Consider the following 25228-nt stretch of genomic DNA (forward strand, 5'->3'; position numbering starts at 1 on the left):
CGGGATCCCGACCCGCCGGTCAGACCGCGTCCGCGGCGGCCTGGACGAAGGCGCGGACCAGCGCGGTCTCCCCGGCGCTGCGCCACACCGGGGCGTACCGCAGGGCCGGTCCACCGGCGATCGGCACGAAGACGATGTCGCGGCGCAGCCGGGAGGCCGCCGCGTAGGACCCGATGGGGGAGACGACGCCACCGGCGCCGATCGCGGTGAAGGCCTCCTCCAGGGTGGTGACGGCGGCCCCGCGCCGGATGGGCCGCCCGGCCGGTGTCACGGCGGGGGTGTGCGCCGCCCAGACGTAGTCCGGAACGGGCCCCTCCAACCCCACCACCGGGTGGTCGCCGAGCTCCTCCATCTCGACCCGGTCCCGGCCGGCCAGCCGGTGGTCGGCGGCGACGGCCAGCACCAGCTCCTCGGTGTAGAGCACCGGCCCCACCACGAGGTCGGGCTCGTGGACGGGGAGCCAGACCAGCCCGACGTCGACCCGGCCGGCCCGCAGCGCACCGAACGGGTCGGCCGGGAGGATCTCGCGCATGCGCAGCTCGCAGTGCGGATGCCGCCGCCGGAATAGGTCGAGGACCGCGGTGATCTCCTGGTGGTGGGTGTCGAAGGTGCCGACGGTCAGGGTGCCGACCTGCCCGCGAGCGGCGGCGGTCGCCTCGGCGATGCCGGCCATGATCTCGCCGTAGCCCGCGGCGAGCCGGTCGCGGAGCCGCTCGCCGAGCGGGGTGAGCCGCACGCTGCGGCTGGTCCGCTCGAACAGGGCGCCGCCGATCCGGCGCTCCTGCTGCCGGATCGACTGGCTGACCCGCGCCTGGGACACGTGGAGTCGCTCGGCCGTACGCCCGAAGTGGAGCTCCTCGGCCAGCGTCAGGAAGATCTCGATGTCGCGCAGCTCCACCAGGCTGCCGCCCCCTCCGGTCACCGCGCGTCCGAATTCCGGCCCTGAACTGCGCAATCCGGAAGTTTACGGCCGAGGCGACGGCTCCGTCCCGCGATCGTGATCCGGGCCACGGTCGACGCTGCGGGCGCCTGGCGTCGAACGATAACCGCTGGCTTAAGCACCGGTGCGATCTTTCGCGTTGTTCCCCGCCACCGGCCGGGCGATCGTGGGCTCATCAGCGCCGAACGCACCGAGAAGGGGACACCACCCATGAGTACCACTGAGGATTACCAGGCCGCGGAGCTGCTCCTGCGCCGACCCGCGCGCCCCGGCGAGCTCGTCGTCGGCGACCGGATCAGGCCGCGGTGGATCGACGGCGGAGCACGCTTCTGGTATGCGGTGAGCGACGGGACCGGCCGCCGGTTCGAGCTCGTCGACCCGGCGGCGGGCACCCGGGAGCCGGCCTTCGACCACGCCCGGCTCGCCGCCGCGCTCGCCGCGGCGTCCGGCCAGGCGGTCGATGCGCGGGCGCTGCCGTTCTCCGCCATCGTGCCGGCCGGCGACGCCGTGGAGTTCTACGCGCTGGGGGACTACTGGCGCTGCCGCCTCGACGACTACACCTGCGAGCGGGCCGCCTTCACGCCGCCGGGCAGTCCGCTGGCGGTGCCGTCACCGGACGGGAAGGCCGCGGTCTCCCAGCGGGGGTACGACCTGTGGGCGCACTCGCCGTCCGACGGCCGGGACCGGGCGCTGACGACCGACGGCGCAGCCGACTACCGGTACGGCTCCAGCCCGGAGTGCCTCGGCAACGGCGCCCTGCTGCGCAAATTCGGGCTGCCGCACCTGCCGCCCGCGGTCGCCTGGTCGCCCGACTCGACGAGGGTCCTGACGCACCGCACCGATGAGCGCGGCGTCCGGCAGACCCACCTGGTGGAGTCCCGGCCCGCCGACGGCGGCGCACCCGTGACGCACACCCAGCGGTACGCCTATGCCGGCGACGAGACGATGCCGCTCGCCGAGCTGGTCGTGCTGGACGTCGCCGACGGCACGGTGGTCCGCGCGCAGTCGGAGCCGCTGCTCATGCCGATGCTGTCGCCGGTCATGGGCGGGTGGGCGTGGTGGGCACCGGACAGCCGGGTCGTCTACTACCTCAGCCAGCCCCGCGACCGGCGTACGCTCACCCTGCACCGGCTGGACGCGGTCACCGGCGAGGTCGCCACCGTGCTCAGCGAGTCCGGGGCCACCCGTGTCGAGCCCAACCAGTGGACCTACGAGCCGCCGATCGTGCGGGTGCTCGCCGGAGAGGTGCTCTGGTACTCGCAGCGCGACGGCTGGGGGCACCTCTACCGCTACGACCTGCACACCGGCGCACTGCTCGGGCAGGTCACCGCCGGCCCGTGGGCGGTACGCCAGATCCTGCACGTCGACGAGGCCGAGCGGGTGGTGTACTTCCTCGCCGCCGGGCTGGTCGAGACCGACCCGTACCGGCGTACGGTGTGCCGGATCGGGCTCGACGGCACCGGCTTCGCCGCGGTCACCGACGACGACCTGGACCACACCGTCACGATCGCGGAGTCGTCGGCGTACTTCGTCGACTCCGCGTCCACTGTCGACACACCGCCGACGGCGACGGTGCGGGACTGGTCCGGACGGGTGCTGGTCGAGCTGGAGCGCGCCGACATCGGCAAGCTCGCCGCCACCGGCTGGACGCCGCCGGAGCGGTTCCGCGTCACGGCGGCCGACGGGGTGACCGACATCTACGGTGTGCTCTACCGGCCCCGAGGGTTCGACCCCGGGCAGCGCTACCCGGTGGTGGACAGTCTCTACCCCGGACCGCAGGCCAACCGGGTCGCGCCGGGCTTCGACCCCGGCGGGATGGGACTGGACGCGGAGCCGCTCGCCGCGCTGGGCTTCGTGGTGGTCGCGGTGGACGGGCGCGGTACGCCGGGGCGGAGCAAGGCCTTCCACGACGCCTCCTACGGCCACCTCGCCGACGCGGGCGGCCTCGCCGACCACGTCGCGGCGCTGCGGCAGCTGGCCCGGACCCGGCCCTGGATGGACCTGGACCGGGTGGGCGCGTTCGGCCACTCCGGCGGCGGCTACGCCACCGTGCGGGCGATGCTCGAGTTCCCCGAGGTCTACCGGGTCGGCGTCGCCCTCTCCGGCTCGCACGACGCCCGCCACTTCAGCCTGGACTTCGTGGAGGCATACGACGGCGCGGACGATCCGCAGGCCTGGGCCCGGTCATCCAATGTGGAGATCGCGCACCGGCTGGCGGGCCGGCTGCTGCTCATCCACGGCGAGATGGACGACCGGGTCCACCCGGACCACACCCTGCGGCTGGCCGACCGGCTCATCGCCGCGGACAAGGACTTCGAGCTGCTCATCGTGCCCGGGGCCGAGCACGTGTTCATCGACTGCCTCGCCTATGTCCGCAAGCGCGGCTGGGACTTCCTGGTCCGCGAGCTGATGAGCGTGGCCCCGCCGGCCTACCGCCCCGCCCCCATCCCCATCGATCCGGAGCTGCTCGGCGAGCTGTTCGCCTGATCAGCGGGGTCCTCGGCGGCGGCCGGTCGGGATCGCCGGCGCAGGAACAGGGCGAGGATCCCGGCGAGCAGTCCCCAGAAGGCCGACCCGATCCCGGCGATGGGCAGACCGGCGGCGGTGACCACGAAGGTGATCACCGCCGCCTCCCGGTCCTCGGGCTCGCCGACGGCGCTCGCCAGGGCCGCGCCGAGGGCCGGGATCAGCGCCAGACCGGCGACGGCGATGACGAGCACGGGCGGGGAGAGCAGCACCAGTGCCGCGGCGAGACCCGTACCGAGGCCGAGGATCAGCTGCCCGCCGCCGAGGCCGATCGTGGCGATCCAGCGCCGGGCCGGATCCGGGTGGGTCTCCGGTCCCGCGGTCAGCGCGGCCGTGATCGCGGCGAGGTTGACCGCGTGCCCGCCGAAGGGAGCGGCCGCCGCGCTGGTCAGCCCGGTCGTCAGCAGGATGCCGCGCAGCGGCGGCCGGTAGCCGAAGGTGGCGAGCACGGCCGCGCCGGGCACGTTCTGACCGGCCATCGTGACCAGGAACAGCGGCAGCGCCAGCCCGACCGTGGCCGCGACGGTGAACGCCGGCGGCGTGAAGTCCAGCACCGGCCGCAGCGGGGCGCCCGCGAGACCGTGCTCGGTGCCGCTGATCGCGATGGCGGCCACGGCGGCGGCGAGCGCGCCCGGCACCGCCCAGGGCCGGGCGAAGCGCATCAGCGCCGCCCAGGTCAGCGTGACCGGGATCGCCAGCAGCGGCACGTCGAGCAGCGCCCGGACCGGCGCCGTGCAGAGCGGGACGAGGACACCGGCGAGCATCGCCCCGGCGACCGGGCGCGGGATCGCGGCGACCAGCCGGGCCAGCCAGGGCACCGCTCCGGCCAGGACGGTGAGGGCCGCGCAGGCGAGGAACGCCCCGACCACGACCGGGAACCCGCCGTCGATCGGACCCGTCGCGACGAGGAGCGCCGCACCCGGCGTGGACCAGGCGATGGCGATGGGCATCCGGTAGCGCAGGGCGAGGAAGGTCGCCGCGATCGCGATGCCGAGGCACAGCGCGAGCAGCCCGGACGCGGCCTGGCGCTGGTCGGCGCCGACCGCCCGCAGTCCGCTGAGGACGATGGTGAACGCGCTGGCGTAGCCGACGACGGCGCTCACCAGCCCGGTGAGCACCGCCTGGAAATCCCGCACGTCCGCCCCCCGCTGTTCCGTTTCGCAACGATGCTGGCACATCACCGCCTGCCGGGGCCACCCGGCGCCGGGCACCGCGTCGTGCGCGGCGACGACGGTCGGGCCAGCACGGACTCGCGGTATTCCGGTCCGGTGCCGGGTGGTCGCGTCGTCGGCGCCGTGGTCCGGCGTTTTCTCTGGTGGTGCCAGCGGTGGCCTATCGCTTTCTGCCAGTCTGGACCCGTGACCGAACTGCTCGTCGTGATCGTGACCGCGCTCGTGGTGATCGCCGCCGCGACCGTCGTCGGCCCGCGTCTGGGGATCGCGTCGCCGCTCGTGCTCGTCGCGGTCGGCGTCGCGGCGAGCTTCCTGCCGATGTTCACTTCGGTGCACATCGAGCCCGAGTGGATCATCGAGGGCCTGCTGCCGCCGCTGCTCTACTCGTCGGCGGTGTCGATGCCGACGATGAACTTCCGCCGCGAGTTCGGGGCGATCAGCGGCCTGTCCGTGCTGCTCGTCGTCGGCAGCGCGCTGCTGCTCGGGCTGTTCTTCACGCTCGTCGTCCCGGGGCTGAGCTTCGCGTGGGGAGTCGCCCTCGGCGCGATCATCAGCCCGACCGACGCCGTGGCGACGTCGATCATCAAGCAGATGCCGGTCTCCAAGCGCGCCGTGGCGATCCTCGACGGTGAGAGCCTGCTCAACGACGCGACCGCGCTGGTCCTGCTCCGCACCGCGATCGTCGCGACGGCGGCGTCGTTCGCGTTATGGGGCGCGGTCGGCACGTTCGTCTACTCGGTCGTCGTCGCCGTGGTCGTCGGCTGGGCCGTGGGACGGCTCAACCTCGTGGTCCGCAGGCGCGTGACCGACCCGACCGTCAACACCGTCATCTCGTTCACGGTGCCGTTCGCCGCTGCCGTCCCCGTCGAGCTGCTCGGGGCCTCCGGTCTCGTCGCGGCGGTCGTCGCGGGCCTCGTCACGGGCATCCGTGCCCCGCGCGACCTGTCACCGCAGAACCGCCTGTCGGACTCGCAGAACTGGCGGACGGTCGAGCTCGTCCTGGAGGGTGCGGTGTTCCTGACGATGGGCGTGCAGATCAAGTCGATCGTGACGAACGTGGAGAACGACCACGCCGGGGTCGGGGCGGCCGTCCTGGTCGCGGCCGGTGCCCTGCTCCTGACCATCCTGGTACGCGCTGCGTACGTCGCGCCGCTGCTCGTCGTCCTCGCCCGCTGGGCCCGGCGCATCGCGAAGATGCAGGGCCGGATGCAGGACATGCAGGACCGGATGAGCACGCCGGAGGGCAAGCAGGAGACGTTCGAGGAGATGAACTCCCGTCGGCGGAAGGTGTCCGAGCGCGATCTCGACCGCTTCGCCCGCCGGGTCACCCAGTCGCTCGCCGACATCGACTACTTCCTCGCCAAGCCGCTCGGCTGGCGCGAGGGCACCGTGGTCGTGTGGGCGGGCATGCGCGGTGCCGTGACCGTGGCGGCGGCGCAGTCGCTCCCCGACGACACCCCGCAGCGATCGGTGCTGGTGCTCATCGCGTTCGCCGTCGCGACGATGTCGCTGCTGGTGCAGGGCGCCACCATCGGCCCGCTGCTGCGGCTCATCACGCCGAAGGTCGACCAGGCCGCGATCGACGAGTCGGCCACCGCCGAGCGGGCCCGGATCATGGAGCTGCTGCGGGAGAGCGCCGAGACCGTTCCGGAGCCGCCGCACCCCGCGGACGAGGCGAGGCCGGAGGGGTTCGCGAGGGCGAAGAGCCATCGGCTGGCGGTCATCGCGGCGCAGCGGTCGGTGCTGCTCGACGCGCGCGACAACGGCACCTTCGACGCCGACGTGCTCGCCAACGCGCTGGCGAACCTCGACGCGTCGCAGATCGCCATCGAGATGCGCGGCAAACCGGTCGGGTGACGCGGGGGTCTCGTCGCGTACCCGGATGGGGGGTTGGTTCTAGGGTCTGGTCCAGGTGAGGATGCCCAGGCACATCTCGTCGCTCGTGCCCTCGCCCCAGACGACGTAGCGCGGTTCGAGCCGCTTGAGGGAGGGCAGCTGGGAGCGGAGCGAGGCGTCGTGGGTGCAGGTCACGCGCAGGTTGTCGCCCTTGGCGATCCTGACCGGAGTCAGCAGCGGCCGGGCGCCCTGGTTGTCGAAGTCGTAGACCGGCACGTCGAGCAGCACCTTGGCCTTCGGGGTGCCGGGGTTGAGCTCCACCTTGATCGATCGGCCGAGCAGGTGCATGTGGCCCGCGGCGGCGTAGACGAGGCCGGCTTCGCGGACCCGGTGGTCGCACTCCTGGACCGGGCCGGGTACGGGGGTCTTGCCGCCGTTGCACAGGAGGTTGAGACCGGCGACCGTGGAGCCCGCCTGGGTGCCGAAGCGGTGCCAGACGTCGAGCACGGCGTTCTCGCGGTCGCAGAGGGGGCCGCTCTCGCTCGACGTGCACGGCAGCTCGACGGCGCCGGGGAGCAGGGTGGTCTGCAGGGGAGCCAGCGCGGCGGTGCCGGGGGCGAGGCGCAGGCGGATGCCGGACCGGTCGGGGGCGGGCTTGGCGCCGCCCAGGGCCACGGTGCTGTAGTGCACCTGCATGACGAGCTGGCTGCCGGCCTCCATGCGGTAGCCGACCTTGGCGCTCATCAGCGTCTCGTGGCCGCCGGGCGCCCAGGCGGCGATCCAGGAGGCACCGCTGTTGAGCTGGCCGAAGGTGCCGCCGGAGCCGATGCCGGTGCCGCCGAAGCAGGTCCAGCCGTCACCGTCCTCCTCGGCATCGAGCTCGCGGGCCTGCGCGACATCGCCGGGCTGCACGCGGAAGAAGATGGCGTGGTGGACGATGTCGGCGTTCTGCGGCAGGAACTGGCTGCCGGTGATGAAGGCCGCGTCGGTGAGCTCGGGGTCGACGAGGAAGCAGCGGTATTCGTCGGTGCCGCCGTTGGGCGGCTGCGGGGTGAAGGGGCGCTCCATCGACAGCTCGACGAAGCGCTCCCCCTGGCGCAGCGGCGCGGGCGGTGCGGCGCTGTAGACGCGGTGGCTGGCGTGCGGATCGGCAGCGGTCGCGGCGACCGGGACCGGCGTGTTGGCCGCGCAGGCCGCCAGGCTCGTGGCGGCGGCGAGCGCAGTGATCAAACCGAGCAACCTCATACCTGAGAAGGTACGCGGTGGATGTGACCCATGAGTAGCCTCGATTCGGCCACAGTGCCGCGCCCCGCCGCCGATCAGGCGATCCGCGTCTCCCGCATCGTCCAGTTCGTCTCCCACGTCCGGCCGTCGTCCGTGGAGAGGGCCTGCTCCCACGTCGCCGACTCCGGGCTCAGCACGGTCCACCGGTAGCGGCACACGACCGGGCGGCCGTCGTGGGTGTCCTCGGCGACGAACTCGCCGACGCCGCCGTCGAACCGCCCGCGTACCGGTGCCCGGTCCATCTCCAGCGTCCGGCTGTCGAGCCAGTGCAGCACCCACTCGCGGGCCGCCACGTCGTAGACGCGGAAGGTCATGCCGCGGTAGGTGGACGGGTGCGAGAACTCGCCCTCGTCGATGCTGATGCCGCCGTTGAAGTGGGTGCGGGCCTCGAAGGTGTTCTCGAACTCGTCCCACTCGGTGCAGCCGGTGAGCCGCGAGCGCAGCTTGCGATGCCGGACCCGCCAGGTCCCGGTCAGGAAGTCGAAGTCCCCGGTGACCTTCGGGAGGTGGTCGGCGGGCACGTCGACGGGGTGGCGGCTGGTGCGGTCGAAGTCCATGACCCAGTTGGTCTCCCAGGTCCGCTCCCCGTCCGCGGAGTAGGCCTGCTGCCACCGGGCACTCGCCGCGGTGATCGCCGACCATTCGTAGGTCATCCGCACCGGCGTACCGTCGGAGTGCACGTCATCGCCGATCAGCCGGCAGGAACCGTCGTGCCAGGAGCCCCGCACCGGCGGGCCGACGATGCCGTCGCGGCTGCTGACCCAGTAGATGGACCACTCGCCGGTCGCCTCCGAGAAGAGCCTCAGCGACATCCCCGAGACGCCCGCCGCCGGAAAGGTGATCTCGTCGACGCTGACGGCGCCGTCGAGGTAGGTCCGGGCGGTCGCCCGGCTCCCGGCCGAGGCCAGCCACTCGTCGCTGCCGACCAGCAGATCCTTGAGCCGCCGGTGCTCCACGTCCCAGGAGCCGACGAGGAAGTCGAAGTCAGTGTTCTTTGCCATGAGGACGAGTCTGGACCGAATACCTGTCAGGCTATGGCAGTCTTTTCGCATGCGTTCCAGCCGCCTGGTCTCGATCCTGATGCTGCTGCAGGCCCAGCACCGCCTGACCGCCCGGGAGATCGCGGCGGAGCTCGAGGTCTCGCTGCGCACCGTCTACCGCGACGTCGAGGCGCTTGCCGCCGCGGGCATCCCGATCTACGCCGAGCAGGGGCGGGCGGGCGGCTACCGGCTCGTCGACGGCTACCGGACCCGGCTCACCGGCCTGACCGAGGCCGAGGCCCAGTCGCTGTTCATGGTCGGTCTGCCGGGACCGGCGATGGCGCTCGGGCTCGGCGCCGAGGCGGCCTCCGCGGAACGCAAGCTGCTGGCGGCGCTCGCCCCGGAGCAGCGGGTACGCGCCGGTGAGCTGCGCGACCGCTTCCACCTGGACATCCCCGCCTGGTACCGCCAGGCCGAGGACGCACCCCATCTCGCCGCGATCGCCGAAGCCGTGCTCAACGACCGGGTCGTCGCGGTGACCTACCGGCGCTGGAAGGCACCGCGGGAGGTGGAGCGCCGGCTCTCGCCCTACGGGCTGGTCCTCAAGAGCGGCACCTGGTATGTCGTGGCCGGGACCGGCGAGGGCACGCGTACCTACCGGATCTCCAACATCCTGCGCCTCACGCCGGCCGCGGAGCACTTCGAGCGCCCGCACCGCTTCGACCTCGCGGCCTTCTGGCAGCAGCACCTCGACGAGTTCGACCAGCGCCGGATCACCGCCACGGCGGTGCTGCGGCTGTCGGCCCGGCTGGTCGGGCAGCTCCCCGACAAGTCCGACCCGGCGCTGCGCAAGGCGGCCGCGGGCGTGCTCCCCGATCCCGACGGCTGGACCACCGTCGAATTCCCCGTCGAGCATGACGCCGAGGCCGCCCGGCAGCTGCTCCGGTACGGCGCCGAGGTGCGGGTGCTGGCACCGGAGTCGCTGCGCGACGCGCTGCTGGCCGTGGCCCGAGCCGTCCTGGCGGTCCACGACGAGCCGGTCACGCCGGGCCGCTCCTCGGTCGGCGCCGCCGGGTGAGGACCAGCACCGCGGCGAGGACCCCGAGCGCCGTGGTGCCGACACCGCTGATCAGCAGCGTCGCCTGCGCGCCGAGGGCGGCCACGAGCGGGCCGCCGGCCGCCGTGCCCAGCGGCACCGTCAGGATCATCACCGCGCCCCGGGCCGCCAGCACCGACGGCAGCAGCTCCACGCTCGCCGACCGCTGGAACAGCGCCGTCGACACCGACGGGTAGGGCGCCCAGATCAGCCCGGCCAGCCCGAACGAACCCAGCGCGATCCACAGTGGAGCGCCGAGGCCGAGCGGCAGCAGCGCCAGCCCGAAGCCGAACACCACCCCGATCGTGGTCGGCCAGAGCCGCCAGCGCCCCAGGTACCCGGTGGCCAGCCCGCCCGCCACCGCCCCGATGCCGAAGGCGGTGAAGTACGCCGCCAGCTCGCCCACGGAGCCGACGAGCACGGGGAGCGCCACCAGCACCGGTCCGAAGAGGACGAAGTACCCGAAGGTCATCGCGAGCAGGCCCAGCAGCGTCGGATCGGCGGCGATGGCGCGGAAGCCGGGGGCGCGGTGCGGCGTACCGGCCGGGGGTCGGGCTCGTCGTCCTGGCACGGCGAAGCGGTAGGTCGCCGCGAGCAGTGCGAACGTCGCGGCGTCGACCGCGATCACCCAGGCCGGGCCGCCCCACCCGATGATTAGCGCGGCGAGCGGCGGCCCGACGATCGTGGCGAACTCCGACAGCAGGTTGAGCACCGCGTTGCCGGCGAGGTGCTGCTCGCGGGGGAGCACCTCGGCGAGCAGCGTGTAGCGCCCGGCCCCGCCCCACGAGTGCAGCAGCGACGAGGCCGCGAGCAGCGTGACGTAGAGCCCGATCCCCAGCACCCCGGCCGCCGCCGCGATCGGGATCCCGGCGAGCGCGACCGCCCGCAGCATCGCGTCCCACCCGGCGAGCTGCGCGCCCGGCCGCCCGCGCAGGAACCGGCTCAGCAGCAGCGCGCCCACCGCCCCCGGCAGTGTGTAGGCGGCAGCCGCGACCGCCACATAGGCACCGCCGCGGCCCGGCGGTGCGAGCTGCAGCGCGAGCCAGCTCACCGCGATCGTGCTCATGCCGTCGCCGAGCGAGGAGACCGCGATGCCGGGCAGCACCCGCCGCAGCACGGGATGGGTCACGACCGGCCAGTAGGGGGATGCCGTCATGCCTCAACCTCGCACCCGCAGCGCCGGTCGACCAAGCGGTATCGCCCAGGGCGCAACGGGGTTGCGAGGGGCGCCGGGGCTTGGTTATGGTGCTCGGCAGTCAACGCATTGTCTGGGAGTGAAGTCCATGGTCTCGGCGACCCACAGCGGCCGCCGCGCGCTCACCGCCTGACCGGCGCGAGCGCACCTGCGGTCCTACGGCGCATCGTCATGCCCGCAGCACCATCCTGACCCAGAGGTTACATCTGATCATGGACAACAACGTCCAGCAGTCTGTCGTCGCCATCCTGTCCCGCCGTCCCGAGGTCGTCGAAACCGGCCCGTTCGTCATCGGCTGGGACCCCACCACCGACAGCCGCAACGTCAGCTACGCCACGCCCCGGCCCGGCGCCGCCGTCACCGCCGACGACGTGGCGGCCCTGGTCGCGGCGTTCCGCGCGATCGACCGGATCCCGCGCCTCGAATACGTGCCGGGCTGCTGCCCGGAGCTCGAATCGCTGCTGCTCGCGGCAGGGTTCGCGATCGAGGCCCGGCACACCTACCTCGCCTGCACGCCCGCGACGCTCGCCCCGCTCCCCGTCCCGGACGGGTTCGAGCTCATCGAACCGTCGACCGACGAGGAGCACCACGGCGGTCTCAGCGTCCAGAACGAGGCCTTCGGCGGCGAGGCCACCGCCACTCCGGCCGATGTGGAGCGGGCCGCGCGTACCCAGCGCAACGGCGGGGTCGTCCTCGCCATCAGGACGACCACGGGGGAGTACGCCGCCGCGGGCCTCGCCTCACCGCCCGGCGCCGGGCTCGTGGAGGTGGCCGGGATCGCGACGGCGGAGCGCTTCCGGCGGCGTGGCCTGGCCGCCGCGCTGACGGCGGAGCTCGCCGCGACGGCGTTCCGGCGGGGTGCGCAGGGTGCCTGGCTGGAGGCGGAGAGCCCGGTGGCGGGGCGCGTCTACGAGCGGGTCGGCTTCGTCCCGTCCGGCCAGCGCCTCTACATCGCCCTCGACTAGCCCTGTTCGTCTCAGCACCAACTCTTCAAGAGTCGGTGTCGACGCGGTGATCGGCGCAACTCTTGAAGAGTTGCGCCGATCTTCGTGTCCTAGCCTTCCGCGCGGGCCTCGGCGAGGACGGCGTAGATGTCGTCCGGGGTGAGCACTCCGAGCACCGTGCCGTCGCGCTCGACCGCCACCCAGCCGGTCTCCCCCTCCAGCAGTGCGGCGAGCGCCTCGCGCAGCGTGACATCCGCCGCCACGACCGGCGGCTTCGCCGGTGCGTCGGCCGGGAGCGGCCGCAGGGCGTCCGGCGGGATCGGGGTGACGGCGAGGCGCTTGATGCCCCGGTCGGCGCCGACGAAGGCCGCCACGAACTCGTTGGCCGGCCGGGCGAGGATCTCCGCCGGGGTGCCGTACTGCTCCAGCTTGCCGCCCTCGGAGAGGACCACGATCTTGTCGCCGAGGCGGACCGCCTCCTCCACGTCGTGGGTGACGAAGACGATCGTCTTGCGTACGGTCTGCTGCAACCGCAGGAACTCGTCCTGCAGTCGGCCGCGCACGATGGGGTCGACGGCGGAGAAGGGCTCGTCCATCAGCAGCACGACGGGGTCGGCGGCGAGGGCCCGGGCCACCCCGACGCGCTGGCGCTGGCCGCCGGAGAGCTCGTGCGGGTAGCGGTCGGCGTAGCGGGCGGGGTCGAGGCCGACCGTCTCCAGCAGCTCCAGGACCCGCTCGCGGGAGCGCTGCTTGGACCAGCCGACCAGGCGCGGGACGGTGGCGACGTTGTCGCGCACGGTCTGGTGCGGGAAGAGCCCGACGTGCTGGATGACGTAGCCGATGCGGCGCCGCAGCTCCACCGGGTCGACGCTGGTGATCTCCTCGTCGCCGAGGAACATCCGGCCGGAGGTCGGCTCGATCAGCCGGTTGATCATGCGGAGCACGGTGGACTTGCCGCAGCCCGAGGGTCCGATGAGCACGACGAGCTCGCCGGCCGGGATCTCCAGGCTGAGGTCGGCCACGGCCACGGTGGCGTCGTCGTATTGCTTGCGGACGGAATCCAGCCGGATCGTCGCCGCGGCGGTAGCGTTCACCTTATGCCCTCCAAGGTCCTATTTGTCGCAGCTGTCGGGAGCGACCCGCGCAACCCCTGGTTCTCCTGGAGCTACGTTCGCCAGAACTCCGATACCCTGCTCGCCGCGCTGCGTGAACACGTCCTGCTCACGGTCGTGGCGGTGCTGGTCGCGTCGCTCATCGCCATCCCGCTGGCACTGGTGGCGTACCGGTTGGAGTGGCTCTCCGGAACGATCCTCGCACTCTGCGGCGCGCTCTACACAGTTCCCTCGCTGGCGCTGTTCGCGATGCTCGCGCCGTTCACCGGCCTGAAGCCGGTCACCGTGTTGATCGGCCTGGTGCTCTACGCGCTCCTGACGATCCTGCGGGGCGGGCTCACCGGCCTGCGCCAGGTCCCGCCGGAGGTCAGAGAAGCAGCAAGAGGCATGGGGTACGGGAAGCTGCGGCTCCTGTGGCGCATCGAGCTGCCGCTGGCGATGCCGAGCATCGTCACGGGCCTGCGGATCGCGACGGTGACCACCGTGGCCCTCGTCACCGTCGGCTACGTCGCGGGCCACGGCGGGTTCGGCACGTTGATCATCAGCGGCTTCAACAACAACTTCTACCGCCCGCAGATCATGACCGCGACGCTCGCCTGTGTCGGGCTCGCCCTCGTCTTCGACGGGCTGCTGCTGCTCGCGGCCCGGGCCACCATGCCCTGGCAGCGCCGGAAGGGATCCTCATGAGCGTCATCGACGACGCCGTCACCTGGCTCAACGACCCGCTCAACTGGACCGCTCCCGACGGCGTCATCGCGCGGACGATCGAGCACCTTTGGATCTCGGCGGCGGCGGTCGCCATCGCCTGCGCGGTCGCCTGGCCGATCGGGATCTGGCTCGGCCACACCGGCCGGGGCGGCGGCACCGTCGTCACGCTCGCCAACCTCACCCGGGCCGTTCCGACCGTGGCCCTGCTCACGATCTTCCCGCTGACGATCATCGGGTTCGGGGCACGGGCGATCGTTCTGGCGCTCGCCGTCTTCGCCATCCCGCCGCTGCTCGCCAACGCCTATCTCGGGCTGCGCGAGGTCGACCCGGATGTCCGGGACGCCGCCCGGGGGATGGGCCTGTCCGGTCGGCAGGTGCTCACCTCGGTCGAGCTGCCGCTCGCGGTGCCCTACCTCGCCAGCGGATTCCGGACGGCGGCGGTGCAGGTGCTGGCGACGGCGACGCTGGCGGCGTTCGTCAACGGCGGCGGGCTCGGGATGATCATCAGTCGGGGCTTCGGACTGGGCCTGGTCTCGGGCGGCGGCCAGGTACTCGCCGGCGGCGTCATCGTGACCCTGCTGTGCCTGATCGCCGAGGGTCTGCTCGCGATCGCCGAGAAGCGCCTCACGCCCCGCGCCCTACGCCGCTGAACCCGATCACGGTCACCGCACCCCCGCCACGTTTTGCAGCAAAGCGTGCCCATTCCGCGCGGCGAGGCCACGTTTTGCTGCAAAACGTGACGGGAGGCGAGGCGGGCCGCGCGGGATGGGACCAACTCTTGAAGAGTTGCGCCGATCTTGAGGGGTTCCGGGGAACCTCGCCCGGTGCTGGGGGATTTATGGCAGATTGGGGGCATGTGGACTCGTACCGGGATGGTGGTTTTCGGGGTTGTGGTCCTGGCGGCGGGCGTCGCCGGGTGTGGTGAGTCGGGGTCGTCCGGCACGACCGCGCCGGTCTCGGTGAGCGGCGCGGGCTGCGCGCCGGTCGCCGGGTCGCAGCTCGTGGTGCTGACCGACGACAAGAAGCTGCAGAACTCCGACAACATCGTGGCCGTGATCAACACCAAGGCCTCCACCCCGGCGCTGGTGGCGGCGACCGACAAGGTCGCGGCGGCGCTGGACACCAACAAGCTGATCGCGCTCAACAAGGCAGTCGACGTGGACCGCAAGACGCCGCAGGTGGCGGCGCAGGAGTTCGCGGCCTCGGCCGGGCTCACCTCGGGGCTGTCCGGCGGCAGCGGCGCGGTGAAGATCGGCGCGGCGAACTTCTCGGAGAGCCAGACGCTCGCCGAGCTCTACAAGATCGCGCTGACCGCGGCCGGGTTCCAGGCGAGCGTGCAGACGGCGGGCAACCGGGAGCTCTACGAACCGGCGCTGGAGCGGGGCGAGATCATGGTCTTCCCCGAGTACGCCGCCACGTTCACCGAGTTCCTCAACCAGAAGGCGAACGGCAAGGACGCGGCGCCCAAGGCGAGCGGCGACATCGACGCCACGATGGCCGCCGCCAAGGAGCTGGGCGGCAAGGTCGGCCTGAGCTTCGGTACGCCGTCGCCCGCCGCCGACCAGAACTCGTTCGCGGTGACCACGGCGTTCGCGGAGAAGAACGGCGTGAAGACGCTCTCGGACTTCGCCGCGAAGTGCTCCGGCCAGGCGTCGATCCTCGCCGGACCGCCGGAGTGCCCGCAGCGGCCCTTCTGCCAGCCCGGGCTCAAGGACACCTATGGGATCAGCTTCGGCGCCTTCCACCAGGCCGACTCGGGCGGCCCGCAGACCAAGACCGAGCTGACCACCGGCAAGGCCACGGTCGGACTGGTCTTCTCCTCCGACGGCAGCCTCGCGGCGAGCTGAGCGCGCAGGTTCGCCGCGCGGAGCGAGCAGACCGCGCTGTGCCGCGAACATAATCGCCGTGCGGGCTCCGGTGGGGGAGTGGCAGGATGTGGCCGTGTCGTATCAGGTGAGAATGCTGACCGTCGAAGATCGCGTAGCAGCCTGGGAGCTGGGCAGCACCGCCTTCGGCTACCGGGACCGGCCGATGGGCGAGGACTGGTCCCCGGTGAAGATCGGGTGGATCTCGTGGGGTGTCTTCGACGCCGACGGGCGGCTGCTCGCCAAGGCCGTCGACCTGGAGCAGGGCCAGTGGTTCGGTGGCCGGGTCGTGCCCTCCTGCGGGCTCGCCGGTGTCGCGGTCGCCGCGGAGTCCCGCAACCGCGGTCTGGGCCGGATCGTGCTGACCAGGCTGTTCGCCGAGGTACGCGACCGGGGCGCCGCCATCGTCAGCCTCTTCCCGACGACGCCGTTCCCCTACCGCGCGCTCGGCTGCGAGGAGGTCGGCGCGCTGGTCCACCTCTCGGTGCAGGCGTCGGCGCTCGCCGCCGTCCGCACACCGAAGTCGGTGACGCTGCGGCAGGCGACCGAGGCCGACATCCCCTTCGTCCACGACATCTACCGCACGATCGCGAGCGCGGGCAGCGGCATGATGGAGCGGTCCGGACCGCGCTTCAACGACACCCCGGCGGAGCTGATCGCCGACTACCACGGCATCACCCTCGCGATCGGCCCGGAGGGCGCGATCGAGGGCTACGCGAGCTGGGACCGGGGGTCGGGCTATGACGAGACCGGCTCGGTGACCGTCTACGACCTGATGGGCCTGACGCCGGACGCGACCGCCGCCCTGGTCTCGATGCTCGGCGGCTGGGCCAGCGTCGCGCCGAACGTGGTGCTGCGGCTGCCGCCGGGCGACCCGGCGCTGCTGCAGTTCTCGTCGATCGGCGCGACCGTGCACAAGCGCCAGCCGTGGATGCTGCGCCTGGTAAACGCGCCCGCGGCGGTGGCGGCGCGCGGCTGGTCGCCGCTGCTCTCCGGCGGTGTCGACCTGGATCTGATCGACGCTGTCTGCCCGTGGAACGCGGGTCCGCACCGGCTCGTGCTCGACGGCGGCGACGGCGTGCTGGAGCCCGGTGGCAGCGGTGCGGTGCGGATCACCGAGCGCGGCCTGGCCCAGCTCTACGCGGGTGCGGCCGATCCGGCGACGCTGCGCCGGGCGGGCATGCTCACCGGCGGCGAGCCCCGCGACGACGACTTCCTGCGGACGGCGTTCGCCGGCCCGGTCCCGGCCCTGCTCGACTACTTCTGAGGCCCTCCCCGCGGCCGCCGGGCCCTGCGGAGCCCGCCGCGCCCGACCGCCGCGGGCGTGACCAGCTCGGCGGTCCTGATCGTCGCAACTCTTCAAGAGTTGTGACGATCAGGGGAGCCGGCGAGTTCGCGTGTGCCGGGAAGCCGACGACGACAGCCGGCGATCGAGCTCAGGAGCGGGCGAGTGCCGTGATGTCCCGGGGCTCCAGGATGCGCTTCGGCGCGCCCGAGGTCGCGATCTTCAGCATGGCGACGCCGATCTCCTCGGTCGTCGTGATCAGGCTGGGCGCGAGCCGCCGCAGCAGCGGGGTCAGCGGTGCCATCACCGCGTAGAGCACCCGGTAGAGCCTCGTCTTTGAGGTGATGCCGTGCAGCGGCTGCACGGCGCCGGGACGCATCGCGTACGCCTCCAGGGGCAGCGCCAGCACCGCGTTCTCCGTGGCGCCCTTGACCCGGGCCCACATCGTCCGGCCCTGCTCCGTGCTGTCGGTGCCCGCGCCCGAGACGTAGACGAAGGTCTTCCCCGGGCAGGCATCGGCGAAGGTCGACGCCGCCGCCAGCGTGAAGTCGTAGGTGATGCGGCGGTAGTCGGGCTCCTTCACGCCGACCGAGGAGATGCCGAGGCAGAAGAAGCACGCGTCCGCGCCGGTGAACTCGGCGGCGACGCCGGAGAAGTCGGTGAAGTCGCGGTGCACCAGCTCGCGCAGCTTGGGGTGCTCGGTGCCCGAGGGCGCCCGGACCAGGCTCAGCACGCTCGTCACCCGGGGGTCGAGCAGGCACTCGCGCTGCACGCCCTGGCCGACCATGCCGGTCGCACCGAAGAGGATCACCTTCACCAGCGAAGCGTAGGCGCCCCGGTGGGCACCACGCGCAGCAGACCCGTGAGTAGCTTTCGGGTTCTCCGGATTTGCGGGTCGGCGACCCTTTACGGTGATTGCTGTCGACCTGAAGGAGGAGACATGGGTAAGAACAGTGGCAAGGGTGGCCGGGAGCAGCGCGACCAGGCGCAGTCCTACATCGACGAGATGCCGGCCGAGACGGCGTCGGGGCGCATGGTCAACGACGACGGCTCGCCCGCCGACGACGCGGCCTGGCAGTCCCGAGAACGTTCGCAGCAGACGGCACTGAAGAGCAAGGCGCCGCCGGTCTCCGCTGCCAACAAGGGCAAGAAGGGCAACCAGCCCCGCGGCTAAGGTGCCGCTGAGGTCGCGCTGTTCCCCGGTGTCTCCGGGGAACAGCGCGATCTTCGCTAGTAGGTGAGCCCGAATCCGAAGGGGAAGAGGGCGTCGCCGCCGTTGGCGGGCTGCCTGCCGTCGCGCGGCCAGGTCACCGGCAGCTTGCCGCCCGGCTTCACCATGCCGAAGAGCACGTCCGCGACGCCCGCGCCCTCGGTGCCTGGCAACCACGACGCGAGCAGCGCGTCCCACCCGCTGAGCTGCGCGCCGACATCCATCGGCCGCCCCGACACCAACACCACCACGATGGGTACGCCGGAGGCCCGCAGCCGGGACAGCATCGCCAGGTCGTCCGGGTCCAGCACCACCCCGTCGGGACGGTCGCCCTCGAACTCGGCGTAGGGCTTCTCCCCGATCACCGCGACCGCGACCTTGAATCCCTTGCCGATCCCGTTGCCGCTCGCGTCGTAGGTGACGCTGCTCGACGGCGCGACCGCTTCCCGGATGCCCTGCAGGATCGTGGTGCCCCGGGTCGTCTCGCCGGACTCGCCCTGCCAGGTGATGGTCCAGCCGCCGGACTGGTTGCCGATGTTGTCGGCGCTCTTGCCCGCGACGAAGATCTTGTTGCCGGCCTTGGCGAGCGGCAGCACCCGCCCTGAGTTTCCTGGCGCGCCCTGCGGGGCTCCCTCGCTTCGCTCGCTCACTCCTCGTGCCAGCGCGCTGTTCTTGAGCAGCACCTGAGATTTGGCGACCGCCGTCCGGGCGAGAGCCCGGTGCGCGTCGCTGCCGACGGTCGCGGCGAGGGACCGGTCGGTCAGCGGCTTCTCGAAGAGGCCCAGCTCGAACTTCTTGGTGAGGATGCGCCGGTTGGCGTCGTCGATGCGCTCCTGGGTGACCCGGCCCGCGCGGACCTCCTCGCGGAGCAGCTCGATGAAGTCGGCCCAGTGGTCCGGGACCATCGCCATGTCGACGCCCGCGTTGACCGCCGCCCGGACGTCCTCGGCGGAGAGCCGGTCGGCGCCGTCGATCTGGTCGATGCCGTTCCAGTCGGAGACGACGAAGCCGGTGAAGCCGAGCTCGCCCTTGAGCAGGTCGGTGATGAGGTATTTGCTGCCGTGCACCTTGTCGCCGTTGAAGCTGGAGTAGGAGACCATCACCGAGCCGACGCCCCGCTTGATCGCGGCCTGGTAGGGCGGGAGGTGGACCGCCCGCAGCTCGGCGTCGCTGATCTTCGTGTCGCCCTGGTCCTTGCCGCCGCTGGTGCCGCCGTCGCCGAGGAAGTGCTTGGCGGTGGCGAGGATCGAGGCCGGTCCGCCCAGCTGCTCGCCCTGCAGGCCGGTGATGACGGTCGTCATGGCGCTGGCGATCTCGGGCCGCTCGCCGAAGGACTCGTAGGTACGCCCCCAGCGGTCGTCGCGGGCGACGCAGAGGCAGGGTGCGAAGGTCCAGTGCGCGCCGGTCCCGGCGACCTCCTCGGCGGTGGCCCGGCCGATCTGCTGCACCAGGGCCGGATCGCGGGTGGCGCCGAGCCCGATGTTGTGCGGGAAGACGGTCGCACCGGAGACGTTGTTGTGCCCGTGCACGGCGTCCACGCCGTAGAGCATCGGTATGCCGAGCGGGGTGGCGAGCGCGGCCCGCTGGAACGCGTCGACCATCTCCGTCCAGCCCTCGGCGTTGTTGGGCCGGGGCGTGGAGCCGCCGCCGGACAGGATCGAGCCCAACCGGTACTGCGTGATGTCGTCGGTCGTCGCGGACTTGCGCTCGGCCTGCGTCATCTGGCCCAGCTTGTCGTCGAGGGTCATCCGTCCCATCAGGTCGGCGACCCGCTCGGCGACCGGGCGGGCCTTTTCGCGGTAGGGCGCGTCGGCCGGTGCGGCCTGCGTCGCCGTGGGCGGCGACGGCGGCGCGTCACAGGAGCCGGCGGCGGTCAGCAGGACGACCCCGATGGCGACGAGCCCGCTGCGCAGGCGGTGGGACGAGAGGGAGGCGGGCATGCTGCGCAGACTACGTCCGCCGGGAGAGCGCTCCAACACCGTCTCGCGGAGCGAGACCTCCCGTCGGGCCGTGTCGCAGGTCAGCCGCGGATCACGCGGACGACGAAGTCCGCCGCGTTGCGCGCCGCCAGCGCCTGGACGTCGTCGGTCTTGCCCGCTCCCCAGTCCGAGATGCCCTTGATCAGGATCCACTCCACGGGATGGTGGCGTACCGCGAAATACACGCCCGCGCCCTCCATCTCGCCGCCCTCCGCGTCGGGCTCCAGCCGGATCAGCTCGTCGCGGGCCGCGACGGAGTTGAGCAGCACGTTCTCGGAGAGCATCAGTCCGAAGTGGACTCCGCACCGGGTCCAGCCGACGGCGGCGCTCCGGCAGCGGTTGATCAGGAGGTCTGACAGCGTCACCCGGTCGCCCCGGAGGATGTCCCCGGTGTCGGTCTTCTTGCGGTAGCCCATGTCCCGCAGCCGCGTACCCACGATGACATCGCCGAGCCGCTGCCCTCGTTGCTCCCGCAGGCCGTAGCAGATCCCGGTGAGGAACACCGATACGGGCTTGAAGTGGCCGATGAGGTTGGCCGAGGCGTCCCGCATCGCGGCGGTGCCGCTCGTGCCCTGCTCGCTCAGCGCCAGCATGATCTCGGTCCGCCCGATCGTGCCGAGATAATACGCCGAGTGCGCGCCGACCGGCTGCACGACGGGCGCGACCTCGTCGTCGAGCGCGGCGCGGACCGCCTGCACGACGGCGTCGAACTCCACCGTCGCCGCGGTCAGGATGAGGATCCGGTCACGCCGCGTCTGCGCCTCGATCTCCGTGAGCAGCGCCTCGATCGCCTCCCGGCGAAGCCGCAGGAACCGCCGGACCGCCACGAAGACGAAACCGTAGAGGGCGACGCCGACCATGATGTAGACGGCGCCGGCGATCTGAGCGGCGCGCGAGGACGCCACGACGCCGTCCGCCTGGCCGACGACCGACATCCGCCGCAGGAGGAACATCAGGGCCGCGCCGTAGGTCGCCGGATGCCCGGCGCAGGACGTGCCGCAGGCGGCGCTCTCCTCGTCGGCGACGACATCGGCCGTGACGGCGGCGAACACCAGCGTCATGCCCACGATGGCGGAGACCCACCCGGTGGGGGGATGCAGGTCGCCCCGGACCGGTTTCGCCCCGGCCGGACCGTGCTCGTCGAGGATGAACAGCTCGGGATCCATGCCCTGGAGCCGGCTGGTGCGGCGGTCGGCGGCCAGCTCCGCCTGCGCCCGGGTGCTGGTGCAGGCCGACATCGGGCACAGGATCACCTGTCCCGCGCCGGTCAGCGTACGGACCTGGCGCAGCGCGCCGCGCAGCACGGCGTCGACGTGGCCTGGCTCGGTGACGTGGCAGAGCGACAGGGACCAGTTGTGGTTGAGGTAGGGGTCCCGGGCGAGCTCGATCGCCCGGGGCGTGAACCCGTCGACGTTTCGCCACATCCAGACGGCCGCCCGAACTCCCATCAGGAGCATCAGCCCCAGCAGGTAGAGCATGATCAGCAGGGCGAGCGACAGGATGAGCACGAGTCCGAGCTCCGGTGCCGCCGCCAGCCTCGTCCCGATGACGACCGGCACGAAGAGCAGGAGCAGGCCGAGCGCGATCGACCAGGCGGGCACCAGCTCCCACCCGCCGTCGAGCAGCCGCATCGCCCGGGTGGCGCGGGGCGGCGGCGCGTCCTTCGAGAGCCAGGGCCGTTCGAGGACGGCGAACTCCTCGGGCGAGTGCCACACCAGGCGGTTCTCGCGCGCGGCGAGGCGGATCGCCATCGCCAGCGGCAACCGTGATCGGAAGACGCCGGTCAGGCCGCGCGGGCGGATCGTACCGATGGCCTGGCGGGAGAGTTCCGCACCGCGGACCGCGCGGGCTGCCGCCCGGCACTGGGCGGGGGTGGGCATGGAGCCGCGCGGGGATTCGGGCACTCGAACATACTGACGCATCTGAGTACGTGAGCGCTGCCGGACCGGCCGACCGTCGCGGGCTAGCGGCGTCGGCGCAGGGTCCAGACGACGGTCATCTCGGCGGTGACGGTGCCGTCGGCGGTGGTGATGGCGATGTGGACGGGAAACTCGGGCCGGGTGCCCGCGGCGAGGTCGGCGGCGACGTCCGCGACCGGCCGGCCCAGCGTCGCCGTCGCGCGGACGGGGCCCATCGCCAGCTTCTTGTACGCGATGTCCGCCCGCACCGCCAGCGGCAGGTTGTCGGTGAGGTGGTCGGCGAAGGCGGCGAGCACGATCGCACCGGACGCGGTCTCGCCGAGGCTGAACATCGCGCCCGCGTGCGGTCCGCCGACGTGGTTGTGCACCCTCGGGTCGTCGGGCAGCTCCGCGACGACCCGGATGCCCGCACCGTCGGCGCTCACCTCGACGAAGGTGGCACCGATGGTGCGGGCGAAGGGAACCGCCTGGAGCAGCCCGTCGGCGACGGCTTTCGCGTCGATACTCATGCCACTAAGTTACCGACTGGTAATCTCGGGTGGCAAGCGGGTCAGTCGCCCCGTTTCGCGGTCGCCGTCGCGATGCCGACGATCCAGCCCGCGAAGAGTCCGTAGGCGGATCCCGCCCCGGCGACCTGGAAGGCGCCGACCAGGGACGGATCGGCGACGATGAAGGCGGTGATGAAGGCGGCGAGGGCCGAGGCGAAGACCAGGGCGGCCCAGCCGAGGAAGAAGCCGCCGGCGCCGCCGACGACCGACTTGGTGACGACGCCGAGGATCACCGCGACGATCAGGATGAGCAGCAGGGCGCGCAGATCGTCGGCGATGAGCCGGCGCATCGCGCCGCTGGAGTCGTCGACGGGGCCGAGGGCCCAGCGTGGCCATGCGAGAACCCGGAGGAACCAGCCCCAGGCGCTGTTGCCCGAGGTGTGGTTGCCAACCCATTCGACAAACGCCTGGTTGCCGAAGATGAGGACGAGCGCCGTCGTCGCGACGATGCCTGCGCCCGTGACAGTGCGGGTCTTTGCCATGCCCACAAGCTACGCTCGACACTGACTCTCGTCGATTCGAGACGTGGTCGTTACCGGACGCCGATCGGCCGATGATCAAAGGCCCCAATCGGTGATGATCTCCTCAGTGTGCTCGCCCGGCACGGCCGGCGGGCGGCTCAGCGACCCCGGTGTCCGGGAGAAGCGCGGTGCCGGTGCGGGCTGGCGGACGCCGTCGCGGTCGGCGTAGGTGGCCCGCGCGGCGAGGTGCTCCTCGTCCGGCGCGGCGCTCATCGGCAGCACCGGCGCCACACAGCCGTCGGAGCCGGCGAACGTCTCCGTCCAGTGTGCTCGCGTACCCGTCAGGAAAGCCGCACCGAGGCGGGCCCGCAGCTGCGGCCACCGCTCGCGGTCATACTGGTCGTGGTCCTCCTCGGGCAGGCCGAGGCCGGTGAGCAGGCGGGTGAAGAAGGCCGGCTCCAGCGCGGCGACCGCGACATGCTCCCCGTCGGCGGTGGGGTAGACGTCGTAGAAGGGCGCGCCGCCGTCGAGCAGGTTGACGCCGCGCTCGTCGGTCCAGGCGCCACCCGCCGAGAGACCCCAGATCATCGTGGTGAGGTGCGCGGTGCCGTCGACGATCGCCGCGTCGACGACCTGCCCCTGCCCGCTCGTGCGCGACTCCCACAGCGCGGCGAGCAGCCCCGCGACCAGGTACATCGCGCCGCCCGCGAAGTCGCCGACAAGGTTGAGCGGGATCTGCGGCGGCCCGCCCGCCCGGCCGATCGCGTGCAGCACACCCGTCGTGGCGAGATAGGTGAGGTCGTGCCCCGCGGTGCGGGCCCGGGGACCGGACTGCCCCCAGCCGGTCATCCGGCCGTAGACCAGGCGCGGGTTGCGGGCGAGGCACTCGTCGGGACCGACGCCGAGGCGCTCGGCGACACCCGGCCGGAACCCCTCGAACGCCACGTCGGCGCGCCCGGCCAGCCGCAGCACCAGCTCCACCCCGGCCGGATCCTTCAGGTCGGCGGTGATCGAGCGCTTGCCCCGATTGAGCAGGTCGAGCCGGTAGTCCACCGCGGTGATGCCGCCACCGGGCCGGTCCACCCGCACCACGTCGGCGCCGAGGTCGGCGAGGAACATGCCGCAGAACGGACCCGGTCCGATCCCGGCGATCTCCACCACCCGCAGGCCGCGCAGCGGCCCCGTGTTGCTGCTCATCCGCCGACGGTAACGCCAGACCGGGCGGGCCACCGTGGTGGCCCGCCCGGTTCATGACGCGGGGACGTGCACTACGGCTTTGCGTTCACCGCAGGCATGCCGTTCGCGGGAGTGTCCAACTCGGCCCGTCGCTCGGCGAGCTTCTCGCCGAGCTTCGAGTGGCTCAGCTTCTCGTTGAGCGTGTTGCGGCCGTCGGCGTAGAGCTTGGATGCCTCAGCCTGCACGATCCCGATCGCATCCTGCACCACCGGGTCGTCCTTGACCTTGCGCACAGTCTGCGCGAGCTGGTCGAACTTCTCCCGGCCCGCTCGTGTACCGAGCACATAACCGGCGGCGAGACCGCCCAGGAACCACAGTTTGCCAGACATGTTTCGCACCTTTCTGTTGTCGGCTTGAGGGGCTCATACCCCTCCCCGGAGCGCGCCAACCGCACATGGCCGGACTTTGCCGAGGGGATCGTCTACGGTGCGTCAGTGAGCGCAACCAACACCACTGTCTACTCCGACTACACGGCCTCGCTGGCACGCAAGCGCGTCGCCGCCGGAGTGCTCTTCTTCGACGACGATGAGCGGGTGTTGCTGGTCGAGCCCACATACAAGGTCAGCTTCGAGATCCCCGGCGGCTCCGTCGAGGCGGGGGAGTCGCCCTACCAGGCCGCTGTCCGCGAGGTCTACGAGGAACTCGCCCTCGTCACGTCGCCGGGACGGCTGCTGGTGATCGACTGGGTGCCGCCGGCGGACCGGCGTACCGAGGGGCTGATGTTCGTCTACGACGGCGGCCTGCTCACCCCGGACCAGGTGGCGACCATGGTGGTGCCCCTGGTCGAGCTGCGCGGCTATGTCTTCGCCACGGCGGAGGAGGTGGGCCGGCTCCTGTCGCCGCTGCTCGCCCGCCGGGTCCACGCCGCGATCGCCGCCCGGACCACCGGCACGGTCGCCTATCTGGAGGACGGCCACGTCATCGTCTGAGGC

The 25228-nt window shown here is 72.2% G+C and carries 23 protein-coding genes; 10 read left to right on the forward strand and 13 right to left on the reverse strand.

Annotated elements, in window-relative coordinates; genetic code table 11:
* Positions 1-19 precede the first annotated feature (19 nt).
* The gene (locus tag F4553_RS35240) at positions 20-922 is read right to left on the reverse strand and encodes a LysR family transcriptional regulator (protein WP_312875512.1); all 903 of its coding nucleotides are present in this window, start codon (positions 920-922) and stop codon (positions 20-22) included.
* A gap of 228 nt (positions 923-1150) precedes the next feature.
* Here F4553_RS35240 and F4553_RS35245 point away from each other — a divergent pair, with 228 nt between their 5' ends.
* Positions 1151-3427, forward strand: a complete 2277-nt coding sequence (locus tag F4553_RS35245) for a S9 family peptidase (RefSeq protein ID WP_184845241.1) — start codon at positions 1151-1153, stop codon at positions 3425-3427.
* Here F4553_RS35245 and F4553_RS35250 read toward each other — a convergent pair.
* Complete coding sequence (locus F4553_RS35250; protein ID WP_312875513.1) at positions 3370-4602, reverse strand: benzoate/H(+) symporter BenE family transporter; 1233 nt, start codon at positions 4600-4602, stop codon at positions 3370-3372. The genes F4553_RS35245 and F4553_RS35250 overlap by 58 nt on opposite strands.
* A gap of 222 nt (positions 4603-4824) precedes the next feature.
* Between F4553_RS35250 and F4553_RS35255 the strand changes: the two genes are divergently transcribed.
* Positions 4825-6495, forward strand: a complete 1671-nt coding sequence (locus F4553_RS35255; RefSeq protein ID WP_184845245.1) for a cation:proton antiporter — start codon at positions 4825-4827, stop codon at positions 6493-6495.
* A 39-nt stretch (positions 6496-6534) separates the two neighbouring features.
* Here the strand turns inward: F4553_RS35255 and F4553_RS35260 are convergent, their stop codons facing one another.
* Both F4553_RS35260 and F4553_RS41500 read right to left on the reverse strand, forming a co-directional pair.
* A complete protein-coding gene (locus F4553_RS35260) occupies positions 6535-7719 on the reverse strand; it encodes a monooxygenase (RefSeq protein ID WP_184845247.1) in 1185 nt (394 codons plus the stop codon).
* Between the two features lie 74 nt (positions 7720-7793).
* Positions 7794-8759, reverse strand: coding sequence for a hypothetical protein (locus tag F4553_RS41500; protein WP_246467568.1), 966 nt, complete (start codon positions 8757-8759; stop codon positions 7794-7796).
* 49 nt (positions 8760-8808) lie between these two features.
* Here F4553_RS41500 and F4553_RS35270 point away from each other — a divergent pair, with 49 nt between their 5' ends.
* Entirely contained in the window at positions 8809-9816 is a 1008-nt protein-coding gene (locus F4553_RS35270; protein ID WP_184845249.1) for a helix-turn-helix transcriptional regulator, read from the forward strand.
* Here F4553_RS35270 and F4553_RS35275 read toward each other — a convergent pair.
* Positions 9779-10990 (reverse strand): MFS transporter, encoded by a 1212-nt coding sequence (locus F4553_RS35275; RefSeq protein ID WP_184845251.1) that lies wholly within the window; start codon positions 10988-10990, stop codon positions 9779-9781. The genes F4553_RS35270 and F4553_RS35275 overlap by 38 nt on opposite strands.
* Positions 10991-11241: 251 nt before the next feature.
* Between F4553_RS35275 and F4553_RS35280 the strand changes: the two genes are divergently transcribed.
* A complete protein-coding gene (locus F4553_RS35280) occupies positions 11242-11994 on the forward strand; it encodes a GNAT family N-acetyltransferase (RefSeq protein WP_184845253.1) in 753 nt (250 codons plus the stop codon).
* Positions 11995-12083: 89 nt separating this feature from the next.
* Here F4553_RS35280 and F4553_RS35285 read toward each other — a convergent pair whose 3' ends face one another.
* Entirely contained in the window at positions 12084-13067 is a 984-nt protein-coding gene (locus F4553_RS35285; protein WP_184845255.1) for an ABC transporter ATP-binding protein, read from the reverse strand.
* A 3-nt stretch (positions 13068-13070) separates the two neighbouring features.
* Here F4553_RS35285 and F4553_RS35290 point away from each other — a divergent pair, with 3 nt between their 5' ends.
* The 4 genes from F4553_RS35290 (at position 13071) to F4553_RS35305 (ending at position 16925) form a co-directional block, all read left to right on the forward strand.
* On the forward strand, positions 13071-13772 hold the full coding sequence (locus F4553_RS35290) for an ABC transporter permease (RefSeq protein ID WP_184845256.1): 702 nt from the start codon (positions 13071-13073) through the stop codon (positions 13770-13772).
* Positions 13745-14443: an ABC transporter permease gene (locus F4553_RS35295; protein WP_376776357.1), complete on the forward strand. Its 699-nt coding sequence runs from the start codon at positions 13745-13747 to the stop codon at positions 14441-14443. Before F4553_RS35290 ends, F4553_RS35295 begins: the two co-directional genes overlap by 28 nt.
* 204 nt (positions 14444-14647) lie before the next feature.
* On the forward strand, positions 14648-15640 hold the full coding sequence (locus tag F4553_RS35300; protein ID WP_184845262.1) for a glycine betaine ABC transporter substrate-binding protein: 993 nt from the start codon (positions 14648-14650) through the stop codon (positions 15638-15640).
* Positions 15641-15752: 112 nt separating this feature from the next.
* Entirely contained in the window at positions 15753-16925 is a 1173-nt protein-coding gene (locus tag F4553_RS35305; RefSeq protein ID WP_184845264.1) for a GNAT family N-acetyltransferase, read from the forward strand.
* Positions 16926-17094: 169 nt separating this feature from the next.
* On the opposite strand, the gene F4553_RS35310 is transcribed toward F4553_RS35305, so the two are convergent.
* A complete protein-coding gene (locus F4553_RS35310; protein WP_184845266.1) occupies positions 17095-17760 on the reverse strand; it encodes an NAD(P)H-binding protein in 666 nt (221 codons plus the stop codon).
* A gap of 123 nt (positions 17761-17883) precedes the next feature.
* On the opposite strand from F4553_RS35310, the gene F4553_RS35315 reads away from it, so the two are divergent.
* The gene (locus F4553_RS35315; protein ID WP_184845268.1) at positions 17884-18117 is read left to right on the forward strand and encodes a hypothetical protein; all 234 of its coding nucleotides are present in this window, start codon (positions 17884-17886) and stop codon (positions 18115-18117) included.
* 56 nt (positions 18118-18173) lie between these two features.
* Here the strand turns inward: F4553_RS35315 and F4553_RS35320 are convergent, their stop codons facing one another.
* The 6 genes from F4553_RS35320 to F4553_RS35345 all read right to left on the reverse strand — a co-directional run bounded on the left by F4553_RS35320 (position 18174) and on the right by F4553_RS35345 (position 24625).
* Complete coding sequence (locus F4553_RS35320; RefSeq protein WP_184845270.1) at positions 18174-20093, reverse strand: glycoside hydrolase family 3 protein; 1920 nt, start codon at positions 20091-20093, stop codon at positions 18174-18176.
* An 80-nt stretch (positions 20094-20173) separates the two neighbouring features.
* Complete coding sequence (locus F4553_RS42680) at positions 20174-22036, reverse strand: 5'-methylthioadenosine/S-adenosylhomocysteine nucleosidase family protein (RefSeq protein ID WP_184845272.1); 1863 nt, start codon at positions 22034-22036, stop codon at positions 20174-20176.
* A 59-nt stretch (positions 22037-22095) separates the two neighbouring features.
* Positions 22096-22560 (reverse strand): DUF4442 domain-containing protein, encoded by a 465-nt coding sequence (locus F4553_RS35330; RefSeq protein WP_184845274.1) that lies wholly within the window; start codon positions 22558-22560, stop codon positions 22096-22098.
* A gap of 41 nt (positions 22561-22601) precedes the next feature.
* Complete coding sequence (locus F4553_RS35335) at positions 22602-23081, reverse strand: hypothetical protein (RefSeq protein WP_184845276.1); 480 nt, start codon at positions 23079-23081, stop codon at positions 22602-22604.
* A 75-nt stretch (positions 23082-23156) separates the two neighbouring features.
* Positions 23157-24257: a CaiB/BaiF CoA transferase family protein gene (locus F4553_RS35340; protein WP_184845278.1), complete on the reverse strand. Its 1101-nt coding sequence runs from the start codon at positions 24255-24257 to the stop codon at positions 23157-23159.
* Positions 24258-24328: 71 nt separating this feature from the next.
* Positions 24329-24625 (reverse strand): hypothetical protein, encoded by a 297-nt coding sequence (locus F4553_RS35345; protein WP_184845280.1) that lies wholly within the window; start codon positions 24623-24625, stop codon positions 24329-24331.
* Positions 24626-24730: 105 nt separating this feature from the next.
* Between F4553_RS35345 and F4553_RS35350 the strand changes: the two genes are divergently transcribed.
* Positions 24731-25225 carry an NUDIX domain-containing protein gene (locus F4553_RS35350; protein ID WP_184845282.1) on the forward strand — a complete coding sequence of 165 codons (495 nt, stop codon included), beginning with the start codon at positions 24731-24733 and terminating at the stop codon, positions 25223-25225.
* Positions 25226-25228: the final 3 nt, after the last annotated feature.

It is taken from the genome of Allocatelliglobosispora scoriae, assembly GCF_014204945.1.
Lineage (GTDB): Bacteria > Actinomycetota > Actinomycetes > Mycobacteriales > Micromonosporaceae > Allocatelliglobosispora > Allocatelliglobosispora scoriae.